General features: G+C 69.4%; 17 protein-coding genes. 3 read left to right on the top strand and 14 right to left on the bottom strand.

From position 1 onward, the window contains the following. Window positions 1-43 precede the first annotated feature (43 nt). Window positions 44-997, top strand: coding sequence for a helix-turn-helix domain-containing protein (locus ACFXI3_RS12565; RefSeq protein WP_344268203.1), 954 nt, complete (start codon window positions 44-46; stop codon window positions 995-997). Here ACFXI3_RS12565 and ACFXI3_RS12560 read toward each other — a convergent pair. After that, window positions 942-2,252, bottom strand: coding sequence for an MFS transporter (locus tag ACFXI3_RS12560; protein WP_378399593.1), 1,311 nt, complete (start codon window positions 2,250-2,252; stop codon window positions 942-944). The genes ACFXI3_RS12565 and ACFXI3_RS12560 overlap by 56 nt on opposite strands. A gap of 95 nt (window positions 2,253-2,347) precedes the next feature. Between ACFXI3_RS12560 and ACFXI3_RS12555 the strand changes: the two genes are divergently transcribed. Then, complete coding sequence (locus ACFXI3_RS12555) at window positions 2,348-3,295, top strand: Lrp/AsnC family transcriptional regulator (RefSeq protein WP_378399592.1); 948 nt, start codon at window positions 2,348-2,350, stop codon at window positions 3,293-3,295. On the opposite strand, the gene eccD is transcribed toward ACFXI3_RS12555, so the two are convergent. From eccD to ACFXI3_RS12525, 6 genes are read right to left on the bottom strand one after another with little or no spacing between them, the layout of a single operon-like run. Then, the gene (eccD, locus tag ACFXI3_RS12550; protein WP_344268211.1) at window positions 3,285-4,661 is read right to left on the bottom strand and encodes a type VII secretion integral membrane protein EccD; all 1,377 of its coding nucleotides are present in this window, start codon (window positions 4,659-4,661) and stop codon (window positions 3,285-3,287) included. The genes ACFXI3_RS12555 and eccD overlap by 11 nt on opposite strands. Next, window positions 4,658-4,981, bottom strand: coding sequence for a YbaB/EbfC family nucleoid-associated protein (locus tag ACFXI3_RS12545; protein ID WP_116202260.1), 324 nt, complete (start codon window positions 4,979-4,981; stop codon window positions 4,658-4,660). Before ACFXI3_RS12545 ends, eccD begins: the two co-directional genes overlap by 4 nt. Continuing rightward, window positions 4,974-5,465, bottom strand: coding sequence for a hypothetical protein (locus ACFXI3_RS12540; protein WP_378399591.1), 492 nt, complete (start codon window positions 5,463-5,465; stop codon window positions 4,974-4,976). The genes ACFXI3_RS12545 and ACFXI3_RS12540 overlap by 8 nt, the downstream gene beginning before the upstream one ends. A gap of 5 nt (window positions 5,466-5,470) precedes the next feature. Next, window positions 5,471-6,817 carry a WXG100 family type VII secretion target gene (locus ACFXI3_RS12535; RefSeq protein ID WP_378399590.1) on the bottom strand — a complete coding sequence of 449 codons (1,347 nt, stop codon included), beginning with the start codon at window positions 6,815-6,817 and terminating at the stop codon, window positions 5,471-5,473. A gap of 3 nt (window positions 6,818-6,820) precedes the next feature. Continuing rightward, complete coding sequence (locus ACFXI3_RS12530) at window positions 6,821-7,864, bottom strand: WXG100 family type VII secretion target (protein WP_378399589.1); 1,044 nt, start codon at window positions 7,862-7,864, stop codon at window positions 6,821-6,823. A gap of 34 nt (window positions 7,865-7,898) precedes the next feature. Further along, window positions 7,899-8,678 carry a WXG100 family type VII secretion target gene (locus ACFXI3_RS12525; RefSeq protein WP_378399588.1) on the bottom strand — a complete coding sequence of 260 codons (780 nt, stop codon included), beginning with the start codon at window positions 8,676-8,678 and terminating at the stop codon, window positions 7,899-7,901. Between the two features lie 134 nt (window positions 8,679-8,812). On the opposite strand from ACFXI3_RS12525, the gene eccCa reads away from it, so the two are divergent. After that, the gene (eccCa, locus tag ACFXI3_RS12520; protein WP_378399587.1) at window positions 8,813-12,757 is read left to right on the top strand and encodes a type VII secretion protein EccCa; all 3,945 of its coding nucleotides are present in this window, start codon (window positions 8,813-8,815) and stop codon (window positions 12,755-12,757) included. A 6-nt stretch (window positions 12,758-12,763) separates the two neighbouring features. Here eccCa and ACFXI3_RS12515 read toward each other — a convergent pair whose 3' ends face one another. The 7 genes from ACFXI3_RS12515 to ACFXI3_RS12485 all read right to left on the bottom strand — a co-directional run bounded on the left by ACFXI3_RS12515 (window position 12,764) and on the right by ACFXI3_RS12485 (window position 15,873). Then, window positions 12,764-13,153 carry a hypothetical protein gene (locus ACFXI3_RS12515; protein WP_378399586.1) on the bottom strand — a complete coding sequence of 130 codons (390 nt, stop codon included), beginning with the start codon at window positions 13,151-13,153 and terminating at the stop codon, window positions 12,764-12,766. Then, window positions 13,105-13,434 carry a hypothetical protein gene (locus ACFXI3_RS12510; RefSeq protein ID WP_378399585.1) on the bottom strand — a complete coding sequence of 110 codons (330 nt, stop codon included), beginning with the start codon at window positions 13,432-13,434 and terminating at the stop codon, window positions 13,105-13,107. The genes ACFXI3_RS12515 and ACFXI3_RS12510 overlap by 49 nt, the downstream gene beginning before the upstream one ends. Before the next feature lie 11 nt (window positions 13,435-13,445). Next, window positions 13,446-14,039, bottom strand: coding sequence for a hypothetical protein (locus tag ACFXI3_RS12505; RefSeq protein WP_378399584.1), 594 nt, complete (start codon window positions 14,037-14,039; stop codon window positions 13,446-13,448). Continuing rightward, on the bottom strand, window positions 14,006-14,362 hold the full coding sequence (locus ACFXI3_RS12500; protein WP_378399583.1) for a DUF6086 family protein: 357 nt from the start codon (window positions 14,360-14,362) through the stop codon (window positions 14,006-14,008). The genes ACFXI3_RS12505 and ACFXI3_RS12500 overlap by 34 nt, the downstream gene beginning before the upstream one ends. Window positions 14,363-14,380: 18 nt before the next feature. Beyond that, entirely contained in the window at window positions 14,381-14,797 is a 417-nt protein-coding gene (locus ACFXI3_RS12495) for a hypothetical protein (protein WP_378399582.1), read from the bottom strand. A gap of 203 nt (window positions 14,798-15,000) precedes the next feature. After that, the gene (locus ACFXI3_RS12490) at window positions 15,001-15,258 is read right to left on the bottom strand and encodes a hypothetical protein (protein WP_378399581.1); all 258 of its coding nucleotides are present in this window, start codon (window positions 15,256-15,258) and stop codon (window positions 15,001-15,003) included. Window positions 15,259-15,438: 180 nt separating this feature from the next. Further along, window positions 15,439-15,873: a hypothetical protein gene (locus ACFXI3_RS12485; protein WP_378399580.1), complete on the bottom strand. Its 435-nt coding sequence runs from the start codon at window positions 15,871-15,873 to the stop codon at window positions 15,439-15,441. Between the last annotated feature and the right edge of the window lie 22 nt (window positions 15,874-15,895).

Here is a 15,895-nt window from a genome sequence, read left to right as displayed (position 1 = left end):
GGACTGACTCCTTCCGCATAATTCCTGCCGTATCCTCGATACCATGCGAACCGTCGGGGTCGCGCTGGTCGACGACATGCCGCTGTTCGAGCTGGCCATCGCGGCGGAGGTGTTCGGGCCGTCCCGGACCGACCTCGCCGACCCCTGGTACGAGCTGCGGTTCTGCGCGGCGAAGCCGGAAACCCGCACCGAGTTCGGCTTCCGGCACCACGCCGGCCACAGTCTCGACGCGCTCAAGGACGCCGATACCGTGCTGGTGCCCGCTTTGCCGTATGCGTGTGTCCAAACTGGACAGCCCATCCCGGCGAATCTGGTCAGCGCGATCCGAGAGGCCGCGGATGCGGGCGCAAGGATCGTTTCGCTGTGCACCGGTGCATTCGCGCTCGCGGCGGCAGGGTTGCTGGACGGCCGGCGCGCGGCGACGCATTGGATGTACGCCGCCACGCTCGCCATGCTGCACCCGCAGGTCCAGGTGGACGCGTCGGTGCTCTACGTGGACGACGGGCAGGTGCTCACCAGCGCCGGACGCAGTGCGGGGATCGACCTTTGCCTGCACGTCGTGCGCAACGACCTCGGCGCGCACGTCGCCAACGAGGTCGCGCGCCGGATGGTGCTGCCCGCGCATCGCGGCGGCGGGCAGGCGCAGTACGTTTCCGCCACCGTGCCGGAGACCGACGACGCCGGGCTCGGTCCGGTGCTGCACTGGGCGACGCGACACCTCGACCAGCCGTTGACTGTCGAGCAGTTGGCCCGCCAGGCCGGAGTCAGCCCGCGCACGTTCGTCCGCCGGTTCCACGAAGCCACCGGGACGACGCCGTTGCAATGGCTGCTCGACCAGCGCGTTTTGCACGCCCGCAGCCTGCTGGAATCCACTGACCTGCCGATCGGCCTGATCGGCGAACGCAGCGGCCTCGGCTCGGCGGCCAACCTCCGCCGCCACTTCACACTCCGGCTGGGGACGGCTCCGACGGACTATCGGCGCGCGTTTCGCGAGTGAGCCCGATCGCGGTCAGCCCGGCCGCGACGGTCAGGCCGACGGCCGTCCAGCACGCGACCTTTACCTCGGTGGCGAGGAAAACCGTGGTCAGCACAGCGACTCCGACAGTTCCGCCGAGTTGCTGTACCGCGTTCAGCAGGCCCGCCGCCGAACCCGTCTCCGAGGGGCGGACGAGGGCCAATGCCGCAGTGAAGAAGGGCACGGTGAACCACCCGGTTCCCGTTCCCGCGATCGCCAGCGAGAGCAGCAGCGGCCAGCCCAAAGCGATCCCGGCGATCCCCATGGCCAGGAATCCCGCGCCGGCAAAGAGAATCCGGGTGCCGAACCGCGGGACCAGCCAGCGTCCGGCCGCAAAGGACGATACCGCCAGCCCGCACGACCACGGCAGCAACGAGAGTCCGGCGGTCCGGGCGTCGGCGTGCTGGGTCAACTGCAGGAACAGGACGACGACCTGGGTCAGGCCGGTCATCACGGCGAAGAACAGCACTGACGTCAGCAGCCCTGACGGGAAGCCCAGGCCGCGGAAGAGGCTGCGCTCGATCAGGCCGCCGCGAAACCGTTGCTGCAGAGCGAAAGCAACGAGCACGACAATCCCTGCGGCGACGAGGTAACCATTCCACTGAGTGAGGAGCGGGTACACCACGAGCCCGGCGCCCACGACGACCAGCCCGGTCCCCAGCAGGTCGAGCCGCGGCCGGGCGGCGGACCGGTCTTCGGTGAGCAGGCCGGATGCGGCGAGCACAGCGAGTCCGAGCGGGACGTTCACCAGGAACACCGACCGCCACGTCCAGGCGTCGGTCAGCAGGCCGCCGAGGACCGGGCCGCTCACCGCGGCCAGTCCCATCACCGGGCCGATCATGCCGAGCGCCCGCGCCCGGGCCGCGCCGTCGAACAGGACACGGATCAGCCCGATCGTCTGCGGGATCACCAGGGCCGCCGAAGCTCCTTGCAGCGCCCGGAAAACGAGCAGGAACCCCGGCGTGGTCGCGGCCGCGCACAGGGCCGAGGCGAGGACGAAACCGGCCATGCCGAACTGGAAAGTGCGGCGTCGGCCGAGAATGTCGCCGAGGCGTCCGCCGGTGATCAGCAGAAGCGCGAAAGGCAGCGTGTATCCGACGGTGTAGAAGGAGATCGCACCGCCCAGTTCGGCGTGCACCGCGGGCGCGGCGACCTGGACGATGGTGGTGTCGAGGAGGTTCATCGCTTCCGCGACGAGCAGGACCGCCAGCGCGGTCCAGCGGCGTGAATCGTTCATGCCGCCAGCCTGGGCAACGGCCCGGCGAGGTTCCAGCCACCGGCGCGAACGAGCAGAAATCTTCCACTCAGGACAGTGTGGTGCAGAATCAAGCCATGCTCGACGACCTCGACCACGCCCTCGTCCACGCGCTCCAGATCGACGGCCGCGCCCCGTTCGCGCGGATCGGCACCGTCCTGGGCGTCTCGACGCAGACTGTCGCCCGCCGCTACCGGCGGCTGCGCGCCGAAGCCGGACTGCGCGTCGTCGGGCTGGCCGCGCCGCATCGCGCCGGGCAGACGCAGTGGCTCGTACGGCTCACCGTCGTGCCAGCGGTCGCACAGCGGGTCGCCGACGCGCTCGTCCGGCGCACCGACACGACCTGGGTCAAGCTCGCCGGAGGCGGCACGGAAATCTGCGTCATCGTCAATAGCGCCAACGAGTCCGGGCACGGGCTGCTGCTGCACGACATCCCGCGCACGACCGGGATCACCGCCGTCTCCGCGCACCAGCTGCTGCACCTGTACCACGGCGGGCCGGCCGCTTGGCTGGGCCGTGCCGAGGTCCTGACCGACGCCCAACGCCGTCAATTGGAACCGGAAACCCGCGCCACGCCTGCCGAAGCAATCGCAACCGACGCGCCCCTGCTCACCGCTTTGCAACGCGACGGCCGCCTCGGCCAGACCGAATTGGCGGCCATTACGGGGTGGTCCGCCGCCACCGTCGCCCGCCGGATCGCCGATCTGCGCGCAGCGGAAACCCTTTATTTCGACGTGGAGATCGACGCCCGGCTCTTCGGCGCAACGACGCAAGCTCTGCTGTGGATGGCTGTGGCCCCCGCCGACCTCGACGCCGTCGCGACCGAACTCGCCACCCACCGCGAGCTAGCCGTCGTCGCCGCGACCACCGGACCGACAAACCTGCTCGCGCACGCCCTCTGCGCCGATCCCCCGGCGCTGCACCGCTACCTCACCCACCGGCTCGGCGCGCTGCCCGGCATCCGTTCCTGCGAAACCGCGCCGGTCCTGCGCACACTGAAGGCCGCGAGTCCGCTCAGCCGCTGACCGCCTCGTACACCCCGGCGATCAACGCCACGAACGGCACCAGCGACAACAGCACCAGGAATTCCGAGATGTCCAGCAACCGCGACCAGTACGGCGACCGCACCCCGCGCGCGACCCGCGTCGCGTAGAACAGCGACACCACCGCGGCCAGCACCAACGCCAGCCCGACCGCGAGCAGCGCGATCCGCTGATTAGTCGCGATCAGCCAGAAACCCGCCGTCAGCAAGGCGATGAGGCCGAAGCCGACCAGCACCAGCCGCTGCGTGCGGCCCGCGTACGAGCGCGATCGCTGGATCCACGCCGTCCCCACGAGCGCGGCCAGCCCGGCTTCCCACGGCCCGCCGGTGGCGAGCACGATCGACGAGCCGATCACCACCAGTCCGAGCGCCACCAGCAGGCTCGTGAGCAGTGCCTGCGCATACGTGGTCCGTCCGGCCATTTCCACACCGAGCGACGGCTGTTCGTTGGCACGGAAGGATTCCATGTCGTCCGGCACGCGCGGAAGCGGCATCCGGCCCAGTCTCAGCGCGAGCATCGGCGCGACAGCCGCCAACGCCGTCGCCAGCACGGCCGCGACAGCCGCAGCGGCGACCGGCTTCGCGCCAGTCAGCAGCACCACGCCGGTCGCGATCGCGCCAATCCCGGCCGAACCGACGACCGCCACGAAGAACGGCAACCGGTCAGCCACCGAAACCGCGGCCAGCACCCCGTAAACCGTCACCGCCGCGAGCCCCGCGGCAAGCGGTCCGGCAGAAAGCGAAAACATCGAATGCGGTGGCAGCAAAGACATTCCGGCCAGGAACGCCACGCCGACCCCAGCCAGCGCACCAGCCGCGCCCGCGCCCGAATCGCCGTACGCCCGGCTCAACGCGCCGCCGCCGAGCAGCAGCACGATCGCGAGCAGCCCGGTGCCGATCGGCGCGAGCACGCTGCCCGCCAGCGAGGCCTGGATCAGCAGCCCGCCCGTGAACAACAGCACCGCGGCCGCCGTGATCCCGGCTCGGCGAGCGACCTTCGGCCCCCATGTGGTCGACGCGGATTCCCCGACGCTCGCGATCGAGTCCACCACGTCGTCGAACAGCAACGGACCCCGCGGACGTTCACGCGGGGTCAGGTGCAGCACTTCTCCGTCGCGCACCTGCGCGGCGGCCACGGTGAGCCCGAGCGCGAGCGGCGCACCGCCGAGCCGCGACAGCACCCAGCCCGGATGCTCGGCCGACGCCTGCCCGGCCGCCCCGGCGAGCCGGACCAGCTGCGGCACCAGTTCGGCGAACGTGCTCTGCTGCGGCAGCGCGACGTCCACCCTGGCGCGCGGGGTGACGATCGTGACGCGCCGGGTCGACCCGGCGACGGCCGGCGCGCTCACAGCTGGGACCTGGACGCCTCGATCACCGGGGCGAACTTCGCGCTGCTCGCCTCGGCGAGCTTCTGCAGGCCGGCGTTCACCGCTTCGAGGACGATCTCCGACAGCGTGCGCGCGTCGTACTCGCGGATCGCGCGCTGGTCGATGTCGACCGAGGTGAACCGGCCGTCGCCGCGCAGAGTCACGGTCACCTCGTTCTGCCGCGAGGCCGCCTTGACCTCCATCGCCTCGACCGTGCGCTGGATCCGCTGCACCTCTTCGGTCTGCTTGCGGACCTGCGCGAGCAGGTCGTCCATGTCCGGCACGGCATACGGTTCAGTCACCGTCGTTCTCCTTCTCCTGCGGGGTTTCCCGGCGGACGTGCACGCTGGCGACGAACTTCCGGAAGTCGGGGACGAGCGTGCGCGCGTCCTGCGGATCGGCCGTGCAGACCAGTTCCAGCACCACGCGCCCGGCCGGACCGGGCACGGTCAGGAACACCTGGATCTGCAGCAGATCCTGGCCTTCGCCGGTGCGCATCCGCAAGGTCTGGGTGCAGCCGGGCGCGGCGGGGCTGCCGACCTCCTGGCGGTCGAGGACGTCCAGCAGCGCCATCGTCCGGCCGAGCCGCTCGACGGCTTCGTCGGCGATGTCCTTCATCGGCACGGAATCCTCGCGCTGCTGGATGCCGAGCGTGATGTTCGGCGTGAAGTCCGCGACCGGGTTCGGGTGCACCGCGACGAAAACCAGTCCGGGCGCGATCGGGGGCACCGGCGTCCAGCCCTCGGGGACGTCGAAGCCCAGCGGGAGCGTCACCAGATCGGCCATGGCGCTCACCAGGAACCCACATACTGCGCCGCGTCGTCCCAAGCCCCGCCAAGAGCGTTGGCCGCCTCGCTCGCCGCGTCGCCGACCGCGTCGACCGCCGCGCCGCCGTATTCGCTGACCACCGCGCCGACCTTCGGCAGGTCGATGTCGATCTTCGCGCCGAGCCCGGCACCGAGCCCCAACGCGGCACCGGCCTTGAAGTTCATCTTCAGATGCCCGTTGTCATACACGAACTGCCCGTCGAGCTGAGCGCCGATTCCATATTGGACACTCCCGCTCGCGCCGACGCCGACCCCGGCGACATCCGCCGCGACCTGGCCTTCCAGCTTGCCGCCCGCGAAAGCGTTGGCGTGCACGCCAAGCCCGTGGATCCCCAGCTGTCCCGAAGCGCTGACCTCGCCGCCCGCGAACGCGGAACCGCGAGCGCTGCCGTGCGCGACACCGTAGCTTCCGCTGGTCCCGATGTCCTCCCGGAACCCGAGCTCAGCGTGGCCGGAAGCCTTCGCGTCCCAGCCCTGCGAGGAGATTTTCCCGTCGTACTCCGGAATGAAGCCGTCTTGCTCGTGCGCGGTCTTGTAGTAGGTGATCTCGGTAGCGCGGGCGATCTCGCTCTTCAGCTTCGGCTGTCCGAACGGCGTGTCGGCCTTCTTCGGCGCGCGAGTGCCTTCCAAACCGTTCCAGGTCAGCTTCTTCCAGCCGGAATTGCCGAACCACGACGGTGCCGACCGCGGCCGCTTGCGTCCGTCGAGCGTGTCGCCGTTGACCCAGGACAGCGGGCCGTAGTTGCGTTTGCCCAGCTTGCCCGGCTTGCTCATCGGCCCGGCCCACGGCGCGGGGAACAACTCCGCCAGCGCGTCGGACAGCTCGTCGGCGACCTGCCCGGCCGCCGCGACCGCCTGCTCGCCCAAATCCCTTGCGGCGGCGATGAAAGCGCCCACCGCGTTCGGATCCGCCGAACGCGCTTGGTTGATCAGCTGCGTGCCGTACTGCTCGAACTGGGAGACAACCGAATCGACCCCAGAGCGCGCCCATCGCAACAGCTGTCCGGCCATCGACAACCGCTTGCCCTGGTCGGCCAGCTTCGTGCCGTCCTCGGTCAGCGCGTGCGCGACATCGGACGCTGCTGTCGCGTAGGCGGTGTACGCAGCGCCGTCCCAGTCAGCGTGCAATGCCGTGGCAGCGTCCGCGACTTCGGTGGCTTTGCCGGTAATCGTGGACGCGTTGGTGCCACAGCGGTTCGCCGCCGCTTCGAGCGCCGCCGGGTCGCCGGTGACCCGGCGCTGGTATTCGACCAGCACCTGCCGGTAGTTCGACAGCACCGAGCTGACGACTCCGGACGCGTCCACGGCCACCGGCTACGCGCCCTTCGCGTCGATGTCGACGTGCTGCTGGAAGTGCTTGCCCTGGTAGGTGACGTCGACATCGATGTCCACGTCCTGCCCGGCCGGAGCTTCGACCGTCGACTGCCCGGTGTTCAGGTCGGTGTGGATCACGACCTCGTGCGCACCGGTCGACTGCCCCGGCACCGAAGGCGCGGGGGACGGAGCCGGGGCCGGATCCACGGGGATCCAGCTGTTCCCCGGGTTGGCCCCGGTCCCGGCGCCTCCGCCGGACGGCCAACCGCCAGTGCCAATACCACTGCCCGAAGGCCAGCCGCCGTTGGACAACGCGGGCGGGGTGTAGTTCGTGAACGACGGGTTGCCTCCGGGCACTCCCCCGCCGCTGCCGCCGATGGCCGCCTGCCCGGACGCGCTCGCGACCGGCGCGGGCATCTGCGGCGCGGTGACCGGAGTACCCGAGACCGCCGCGTTGCCCGCCGCGCCGTTGGCGTCGGAAGAACCGTGGTGGAACAGCTTTTCGATGTCGCCGATGATCGTCGCGACCTGGGTGATCTGGTTCGCGAGGTCGCCCGCACCGAGCGCCTTCAGCAGACCGCCGACCGCGGTGATGAATCCGCGCAGCGTGGCGCTGGTGGCAGTGGAAAGCGCGACCGCTGCCCCGTAGGTCCACCAGTTCGACATCAGCGACGCGACGGTCGGGTTCACCGCGGCGACCACCGACCGGTACGCCTCCTGCGCCGCCTTCACCAGCGTGCCCGAGACACCGAGCAGTTCAGCGCCCTTCTCGATCACGTTGATGATCTTGGTGAGCTGCTCGAGCGAGTGGGAGATCTTCTGCAGCGCCGATTCCGACGCCCCGCCGGACCAGACCTTGCCGAGCTGGTCGGCGGCCTTGCTGAGCTCGGTGTAGAGCGAGGTCAGCTCGGCGGCCTTGTGCAGCAGGTCGAGGACGTGCTTGGCGATCTGCTCGGGCTGGCCGGTGACGATCTGCGGCAGCACGGTGATCGGGCCGCCGCTGGTCGCGGTGGCGTCCATCGCGCTGGAGTTCGGGAAGAACATCGGCTTCGGACCTCACTTGGTCGGGGGTTCGGGGTCAGACGGAGGCGGGCCGGTAAACGCTGACCTTGGCCAGTCCGCCGAGGCCCGGATCGACAGGGCCGTGGTTGTAGAGGGCGCCGCCGTCCCCGGCGACGCCGATCACCGGGTGGTGTTCGGGCAGCAGAAGCGGCTCCACCACGACGACGTCGCCGCTGTGCACGCCGCCGGGCACGTCGCCGAAGGTGCGCGCGGTGCCCGAATACACCTCGATCAGGCCGACGCGCGCCTGGTTGTCGGCGTCGCCGGCGAGCCAGTCGTTGAAGTCCGCGACGCCGTGGAACCGGGCGTCGGTCAGCGGATGCTCGGCGAGCCTGCCGAGGTCCGCGTCGCCGAGGTAGCGCAGCACGTTGCCGACCGAGGACGGTTCGCCGTGCGCGCCGGCGCTGTCGGTGATCGCCGCCGCGGCGAGGTGCGCGGCGTGCGGGGCTCCCCAGATCGAGGTCAGCGGCGAGGAAGACGGTGCACGGCCGCCGCCTCCGTAGCCGTCGGAAACGGCTTCGTCGGCGCTTTGGTAAGCGTCGGCGCTGTGCTTGACCAGGCCGTTGACCTCCTGCAGCAGCTGCAGCAGCGAACGCACCGCCGTCACCTGCTGCGAGTGCAACGCCTCGTTCGCCGCCGCGACGACGCTGCCGAAACTGGCGAACGTCGTCGGCTGCAGGACGAGTTTTTCCAGGTCTGCGACGGCGTTGATGCCGTGGGCGATGACCGCGCCCACGTTGCCGACGGTGGAGCGCATGGCCTCCGGCTCGGCCCGGTACTCGCCGGTCGTGCCCATGGCTCTCCCTCCCGCTCCGTGCGTACGACGCACCGGTGCGGGGCGTCTGCGCAGAGCGTAAGTTCGCGCCGCCGGGCGAGCGGACGGCAAAAGTACCCACCGCGACCGGACAACAGGCGGCCAAAATACGGGGCATGAGTTCCACCCGCGACCGCCTCGGCCTGCTCGGCGAGCAGCCTGGGGAGATCATGCTGCAGTCCCCGCCGATGCTGCCCAAGAGCGGCTCCGGCGGCGTGATGCAGCTCATGATGTTCCTGCCGATGATGCTCGGCATGGGCGCGATGTCGTTCGTCTACATCGGACGCGACGGCGGGGTGATGACCTGGATCTTCGGCGCGCTGTTCGTCACCGCGATGGGCGGCATGATCGTGATGTCGCTCGGCCGCGGCGGCATGGCGAAGAAGGCGCAGATCAACGAGGAACGCCGCGACTACCAGCGGTATCTCGCCGGTCTTCGCACGCGCGTGCGCGCGGTCGCCGACTCCCAGCGGGCCACGCTGATCGCGCAGCAGCCGGATCCGGCGGACCTGTGGGCGTACGTCGAAACCGACCAGCACTGGGACCGCCGCCGCGCCGACCGCTCGTTCGCGATGGTGCGCGCGGCCACCGGCCCGCAGCCGCTCGCGACGCCGTTGCGCGCGCCGCAGATCGCGCCGCTGGAAGAGCTGGACCCGGTTTCCTCCACCAACCTCAAGCACTTCATCCAGACTTTCTCGACCGTCGAAGGCCTGCCGGTTTCGGTTTCGCTGCGCTCGTACGCGGCCGCGACACTGTCCGGCCGGCGGTTCGACGTGCTCGGGATGACGCGCGCGGTGCTGGCTCAGCTGGTCACTTTCCACTCACCGACCGATTTGCGGGTGGCGTTCTGCGTCGCCCCGGACCGTTCGCACGACTGGGATTGGGCGAAGTGGCTGCCGCACGCCACCGCGCCGGTGCTCGCCGACGCGACCGGCCCGCGGCGGCTGTTCGCCGACAGCGCCGCGGAACTGGCGCGGTTGCTCGGCCCGGATCTCGGCGACCGCCCCGCGTTCTCGCGCCGCGGCGTCTCGGCCGACCTGCCGCACATCGTGCTCGTCGTCGACGGCGGCGACTCCCACGGCGAACCGCGGTTGCTGGCCGAAGAAGGCCGTCTGGGCGTCACAGTGCTGGAAGTCGGCGGCGACCAGCCGCGCGCGACGTCGACCGATCGCTTGCTGAGCCTGCACGTCGCGCCGGATCAGCTCGGCATGGTGGTCCTCGACGGCACCGAAGCGCGGCTCGGCTTCCTCGGCATGCCGGACCGGCTCGACCACGGCGCGGCCGAAGCCCTGGCCCGGATGCTGACGCCGCTGCACCACGGCGGCGCGGTGGTCAGCGAACAACCGATGTCCTCGACCTTCGGCTTGGCCGGTCTTCTCGGCATCGGCGATCCGCGCGACACTGACACGACGGTCACCTGGGCTCCCCGCGCGGCACGCGACCGGCTGCGGATCCCGCTGGGCGTGAACCCCGACGGCCGCCCGGTCGACCTGGACCTCAAGGAATCCGCCGAGGGCGGCATGGGCCCGCACGGCCTGGTGATCGGCGCGACCGGGTCCGGCAAGAGCGAACTGCTGCGCACGCTGGTCACCGCGCTGGCCGTCACGCATTCGTCGGAAAAGCTGAACCTCGCGCTGATCGACTTCAAGGGCGGCGCGACGTTCGCCGGGATGACCAACCTGCCGCACACCTGCGCGGTGATCACGAACCTGTCCGACGACCTCGCGCTCGTCGACCGCATGGCAGACGCGCTGAACGGCGAACTGCTGCGGCGGCAGGAACTTCTCCACGCGGCGGGCAACTACGCCTCGGTGCGCGACTACGAAAAGGCGCGCGCCGACGGTACTCCGCTGCAGCCGTTGCCGTCGCTGCTGGTGATCATCGACGAGTTCTCCGAGCTGCTGTCTTCTCGGCCAGAGTTCATCGACCTGTTCGTCGCTATCGGACGGCTCGGCCGGTCTCTGGGAATCCACCTGCTTCTGGCGTCGCAGCGGCTCGAAGAGGGCCGACTGCGCGGGCTCGACTCGCACCTGTCTTACCGGATCGGCCTGCGGACGTTCTCCGCCGCGGAAAGCCGTGCGGTGCTCGGTGTCGCGGACGCCTACCAGCTGCCGCCGGTGCCTGGTTCGGCGTACCTGAAGTCCGACAATGACACCCTGATCCGGCTCAAGGCCGCGTATGTCTCCGGCGAACTCCCGCCGCGCAGCCGCATTGTGCGTTCAGACGGACAACAACTGGGCGTCCTGCCGTTCACTCTGGGACCGGTTGAAGTACCAGTCGCCGAACAACCCGCCGCCGAGGCTCCGGCAAAGGGAACCGGCGAAACCATCATCGGCGCGATGCTGTCCCGTTTGGAGGGACGCGGCCCGGCCGCCCACCAGATCTGGCTGCCGCCTTTGGCGGAACCGCCCACCTTGGACCAGCTGCTGCCCCCGATCGGCGAAGACCCCCGCCGCGGTTTGTGTCCCCTCGGCTGGGGCGGCAACGGTAAGCTGACCATCCCGGTCGCGTTGGTGGACAAGCCTTTCGAACAGCGTCGCGACATGCTGTGGGCGGATTTCTCCGGCGCGGCGGGCAACGCGGTGATCGTCGGCGCACCGCAAAGCGGCAAGTCGACATTGATGAAGGACATCGCGGCGATGCTCGCGCTGACCCACACTCCCGCCGAGGTGCAGTTCTTCATCCTGGACATGGGCGGCGGCGCGCTGGCCCCGATCGCCGGCCTCCCGCACGTCTCGGGCTACGCCACCCGCCGGGACCCGCAACGCTGCCGCCGAGTCGTCGCGGAACTCGTGACATTGCTGGAACAACGGGAAGAATTCTTCGCCGCGCACGGGATCGAATCGATGGCCGCCTTCCGCAGCCGCCGCGGCGAGTTCACCGAAAGCAGCGACGACCGCGAGTTCGGCGACGTGTTCCTCTTCGTGGACAACTGGACCACGATTCGTTCGGAGTACGAACGCCTGGAAGAACAAATCACCGCGCTGGCGCAACGGGGTCTGGGTTTCGGCATCCACGTCCTGGTCTCGCTGAACCAGTGGATCGGCGCCCGCGCTCAGCTGCGCGACGCCATCAGCACCCGCTTCGAACTGCGCCTGGGCGACCCGGCGGACTCGTCGATCGACCGCAAGGTAGCCCAAAACGTCCCCGCCGACCGCCCCGGCCGCGGCCTCACCGCGGACAAACTGCACTTCCTCGCGGCCCTCCCGCGCATCGACGCGGACCAACGCCCGGAAACCGTCGGCGCCGGCGGCCTGGACCTGGTCCGGCGCGTCTCCGCGGCGTGGACCGGCCCGCGCGCTCCCCAGGTCCGCCTTCTGCCGCCGGAAGTCCCGCTGGACTCCTTCCCCGCCGCTCCCCGCGGCCGGATCACCCTGGGCCTGGCGGAATCGACCCTGCGCCCCGTCCACCTGGACTTCCGGACGGACCCGCATTTCCTGGCCTTCGGCGACGTCGAATCGGGCAAGAGCTCGTTGCTGCGCGCCCTCGTCACCGGCATCTGCGCGACCAACACCCCCGACGAAGCCCTGATCCTGGTCGGCGACTATCGGCGGGGCCTGCTAGGCGTGGTGGACCAACCGCACCTGCTCGGCTATGCCGGTGCGGAGAACACGCTGACGGACCTGGTGAACCAATGCGCGACCGCGATGCGCAACCGCCTCCCCGGTCCGGATGTCACCCCGGACCAACTGCGCAACCGCTCGTGGTGGCGGGGACCGGACCTCTACGTAGTCATCGACGACTACGAACTCGTCGCGACCGCGGGCCGGAACCCCGTGCTGCCGTTGCTGGAATTCCTCCCGCAGGCCAGGGACATCGGCCTGCACCTGATCCTGGCCCGCTCCTCCGGCGGCGCCGGGCGGGGTATGTACGAGGCAGTGATCCAGCGGGTGCGGGAGCTGGGGTCGCCCGGTCTGGTCATGTCCGGCGGCAAGGAGGAGGGCGCGCTGATGGGCGATGTGAAGCCTTCGCCGCAGCCTGCCGGCCGCGGGACGTTGGTTTCGCGACGGCATGGGACGGAACTGGTGCAGGTGGCTTGGACTAAGCCGGTGGAGGACTGAGCGGGGTCAGTCGAGGAAGGTCTCCAGGTTGGTCAGATGGCTCAGGTAGGAGACGTCCCAGTCCGCAGGTACTTCACTGCGGACCCGCCGGACAAGTTCCCAGCCCCGCTCGTCGAAACGCCGCCCCGCTTCTGCCGAGGGGAACGCGGGCGCCGGGTCGGCGTGGTTCAGGGTGGCGTCCCATTCGTCCTGCCACTCCGTCAGGTCGCGAGCCAGCTCCGCGCTCAGCCCCAGTTCCGGCGACGCGGGGTCGGTCGGATTGGTCACCGGGCGCGTATCGGAATCGTAGAACCACACCGCCTCGGCGCCCCACTCCGCCATGATCTTGATCGACCGCAACGGGCTGCTCAGCCGTCGCGCGGGGAGCGACTTACGGCGAGCAGGCCAGGCGAACATGTCCGAGATCCGGTGGAAGTCCCAGGCGCGAAAAACTCTTCTACCTCGTCCGCCTGCTCCGCCGCCCGCGCGGCGACCACCTTCTCCGCCTGATACGGCCAGGCGAGGTTCGGCCCAGGGCCTCCGTTGCGGGCCAGCCATGCTTCGAATCCGCGGAAGTACCCGAGTTCGGCCGCCGCGTTAAACCCGCCGAAGAAGGCGAGGGCTTGCTCCAGGCGGTAAATCCCGTACACGCCGGGACGGTTCAGCACGTCGGCCATGCGTTCGTGCTGGCTCAGCATTTCGGCCTTTCTCAGGGCAATCGCGGATACAGCGGTTCCCAGCGCAGCACGACTGCGCGCATCTCCGGATCGACGAGGTGGTCCCGCATCTCTCCGGCAATCTTGATGAGCTGCTTGACCCGATGCAGCCGGGCGATCTCCGGCGTCGACAACTTCGTCCACCCAGGGCTCAGCCGCTCGCACTCGTCGATCCGCTCGGGCGTGAGCACCGCCATGATCCGCCGGATGGCGTCCTCTGGAGTATACCCCTTGCCAGTAAAGGAAAACTCGGATTTGGCAAGCCCGGTCGACAACATCAACTGCCGGTTCAGCAGTTCGTCCTCCTCGATCAGCCCGTGTTCCTCCACGTAGGAGAGCACGTCACAGGCCGCGCGCAGATACCGGTCCTTCTCCGCCTCCGACCACGCCTGCCCCTCGTTGATCTCTCTCCACAACCCGCTGAACAACAGACTGAGCAACTCGCTCCAGCCCCGCGGATGGGTTCCGTCCGGCAGCCGTCCCCCGCCGATCCACCACTCGAACCGCTCCCGCAACGACAACCTGACCAACCGCGGGATCTCCGGCCACGCCATCAGCTCGGGATGTTCCGCATCGAATCCCGGCACCGAGCCACATCCGGCGGCACGTCTTCGACCGGAATACCGGACCGTTCCAGCAGAACCAGGCATACCCCGAGAAACCCGCGCGCCAATTCCCGGTACACCTGATGAGTCATCACGGAACTGTCGAGCACCGTCCGCACGAACACGGCAAGCTTCGCCGGATCCACGTAATAGAAATCGGCGGCCATCGGGCTCAGCCCGGCGTCGCTGATGTCCAGGTCGAAGTTGTGCGCCAGCGTCACACCCATGTTCGCGAACAACCGGCCGACCCGAAGTGCCGGACTCCACACGTCCTCGTCGTCGACAGTAGTGAAAATGTAGCTCACTCAGCCGCCCCCCCACCTTCACAGCTCAAGGCTCACGTAATTGTACGGAACCACGTCCCACAACGACTTCGCCGTCCGCCGCACCGCCGTTACCTCCGGCCACGCGACCTCGTCGCTCACCGCGAGCGTCACGATCGCGTCGGCGCCGGCGACACGACCCGGCTCGTCACCCGGCGACAACCTCAGGATCATCTCCAAGTGCGCCTCTGAAATCAGCGGCGCGACCACGGAAAACTCAAGCTGACAGCCCACCTCCGCGGACACCCGGCCGTCGCCGTCGCGGCGATCCTCTACCGGCAACGCCGCAGTCAGCGCGTCGAACCCGGCAGCAGCACTCAACCCGCCGGTCCGGCAGTACAACTGGATCTCCCGCGCAACCGGACCGCGGACGGAGAAGCCTTCCGCCGCCGCCAGCCGTCGCAGCGCCGCACGCACCCCAGGCCAGGGAGAACTCCGATCCGGACAACTCCCCGCGAACCAACGCCTCCATCGCGGCAAGCTCCCGCGCCACACCGGAATCAGCGGGCACCTCGCTTCGCTTGGCCCACACCGGCGTCAGCACCGAGTACTCCGCCGCGATGCCCGGCAGCTCCGGCTACCGTCCCGCCAGCGGCCGGGAGCATCCCCAATGTCGCCGGTCACAACGCGTCCAGATCCACTGCGAAACCGGAGCCGTCGTCGTAAGGAACCACATCCCACAACGACTTCGCCGAACGCCACACCGCCGACACCACCGACCACTCGACCTCGCCGCTCAGCGTGAGCGTCGCTATCGCATCCGCGGCGCTGACCCGGCCCGACTCGTCGCTAGGTGCCAGTTCCGCGATCATCGCGGCCACCACCGGGGTACCCGCGGAAAACTCAAGCCGGCAGCCGTCGCCCACCTCCGCGGACACCCATCCTTCACCGCTATGCCGATCCTCGACCGACACAGCACCCGCGGTCAGGGCATCGAACCCCGCGACGGCACCCACCCCGCCAGTCCTGCAGTACAGGTGGATCTCATACGCCATCCGCACACACCGCCGTCAGGGAGCGTTCCTCACCAAGCTGACAATGAGCTTGCAGACAGGCCTTCACGGAAGACCCAGTACGGGAAATTCTTCCTCGACCGCCGCCAACGCAGCCACAACAGCCGCCACCTGCGCGTACTCAATCCCCTCAAGACGGAACAACAACCGGTTCCCGCTCGAATGATCGGCGACCGCGACACCCTCCGCCTCGACCCGTCCGTCCGCGACGGTCACCGTCAGGTCCAGCCAGTCCTCCAGCGACGTCAGCCGCGCGCTGCCGCCGGACTTCGTGCAGGCCGCCAGCTCCTGCCGGAACTCCTGCAGTTCATTGGCCCGCAACCCGGCGTCCAGCCGCGCGGTGAACCCGCCGGACACGATCTCGATCGGGCTGACCAGCCAGTTCCCGTCCCAGAAATCGTCCGCGCCGGGATGCATCCGCCCGCGCACGGCGATCACCAGCCGATCTCCGCGCGCCGCGCCGAACGTTACTGTCTGCATTCCACTCCCCGGTATCTCTCGC

Source organism: Amycolatopsis sp. NPDC059235 (assembly GCF_042754125.1).
Taxonomy (GTDB): Bacteria; Actinomycetota; Actinomycetes; order Mycobacteriales; family Pseudonocardiaceae; genus Amycolatopsis; species Amycolatopsis albidoflava.
This window is presented reverse-complemented; position numbering and strand designations above follow the sequence as displayed.

Bases quoted from the DNA above. Each gene is read 5' to 3' on its own strand.
- ACFXI3_RS12530 (WP_378399589.1), bottom strand. From the start codon at position 7,864: ATGTTCTTCCCGAACTCCAGCGCGATGGACGCCACCGCGACCAGCGGC.
- ACFXI3_RS12540 (WP_378399591.1), bottom strand. From the start codon at position 5,465: ATGGCCGATCTGGTGACGCTCCCGCTGGGCTTCGACGTCCCCGAGGGC.
- eccCa (WP_378399587.1), top strand. From the start codon at position 8,813: ATGAGTTCCACCCGCGACCGCCTCGGCCTGCTCGGCGAGCAGCCTGGG.
- ACFXI3_RS12510 (WP_378399585.1), bottom strand. From the start codon at position 13,434: ATGCTGAGCCAGCACGAACGCATGGCCGACGTGCTGAACCGTCCCGGC.
- ACFXI3_RS12515 (WP_378399586.1), bottom strand. From the start codon at position 13,153: ATGTTCGCCTGGCCTGCTCGCCGTAAGTCGCTCCCCGCGCGACGGCTG.
- ACFXI3_RS12485 (WP_378399580.1), bottom strand. From the start codon at position 15,873: ATGCAGACAGTAACGTTCGGCGCGGCGCGCGGAGATCGGCTGGTGATC.
- ACFXI3_RS12560 (WP_378399593.1), bottom strand. From the start codon at position 2,252: ATGAACGATTCACGCCGCTGGACCGCGCTGGCGGTCCTGCTCGTCGCG.
- ACFXI3_RS12525 (WP_378399588.1), bottom strand. From the start codon at position 8,678: ATGGGCACGACCGGCGAGTACCGGGCCGAGCCGGAGGCCATGCGCTCC.
- ACFXI3_RS12565 (WP_344268203.1), top strand. From the start codon at position 44: ATGCGAACCGTCGGGGTCGCGCTGGTCGACGACATGCCGCTGTTCGAG.
- ACFXI3_RS12555 (WP_378399592.1), top strand. From the start codon at position 2,348: ATGCTCGACGACCTCGACCACGCCCTCGTCCACGCGCTCCAGATCGAC.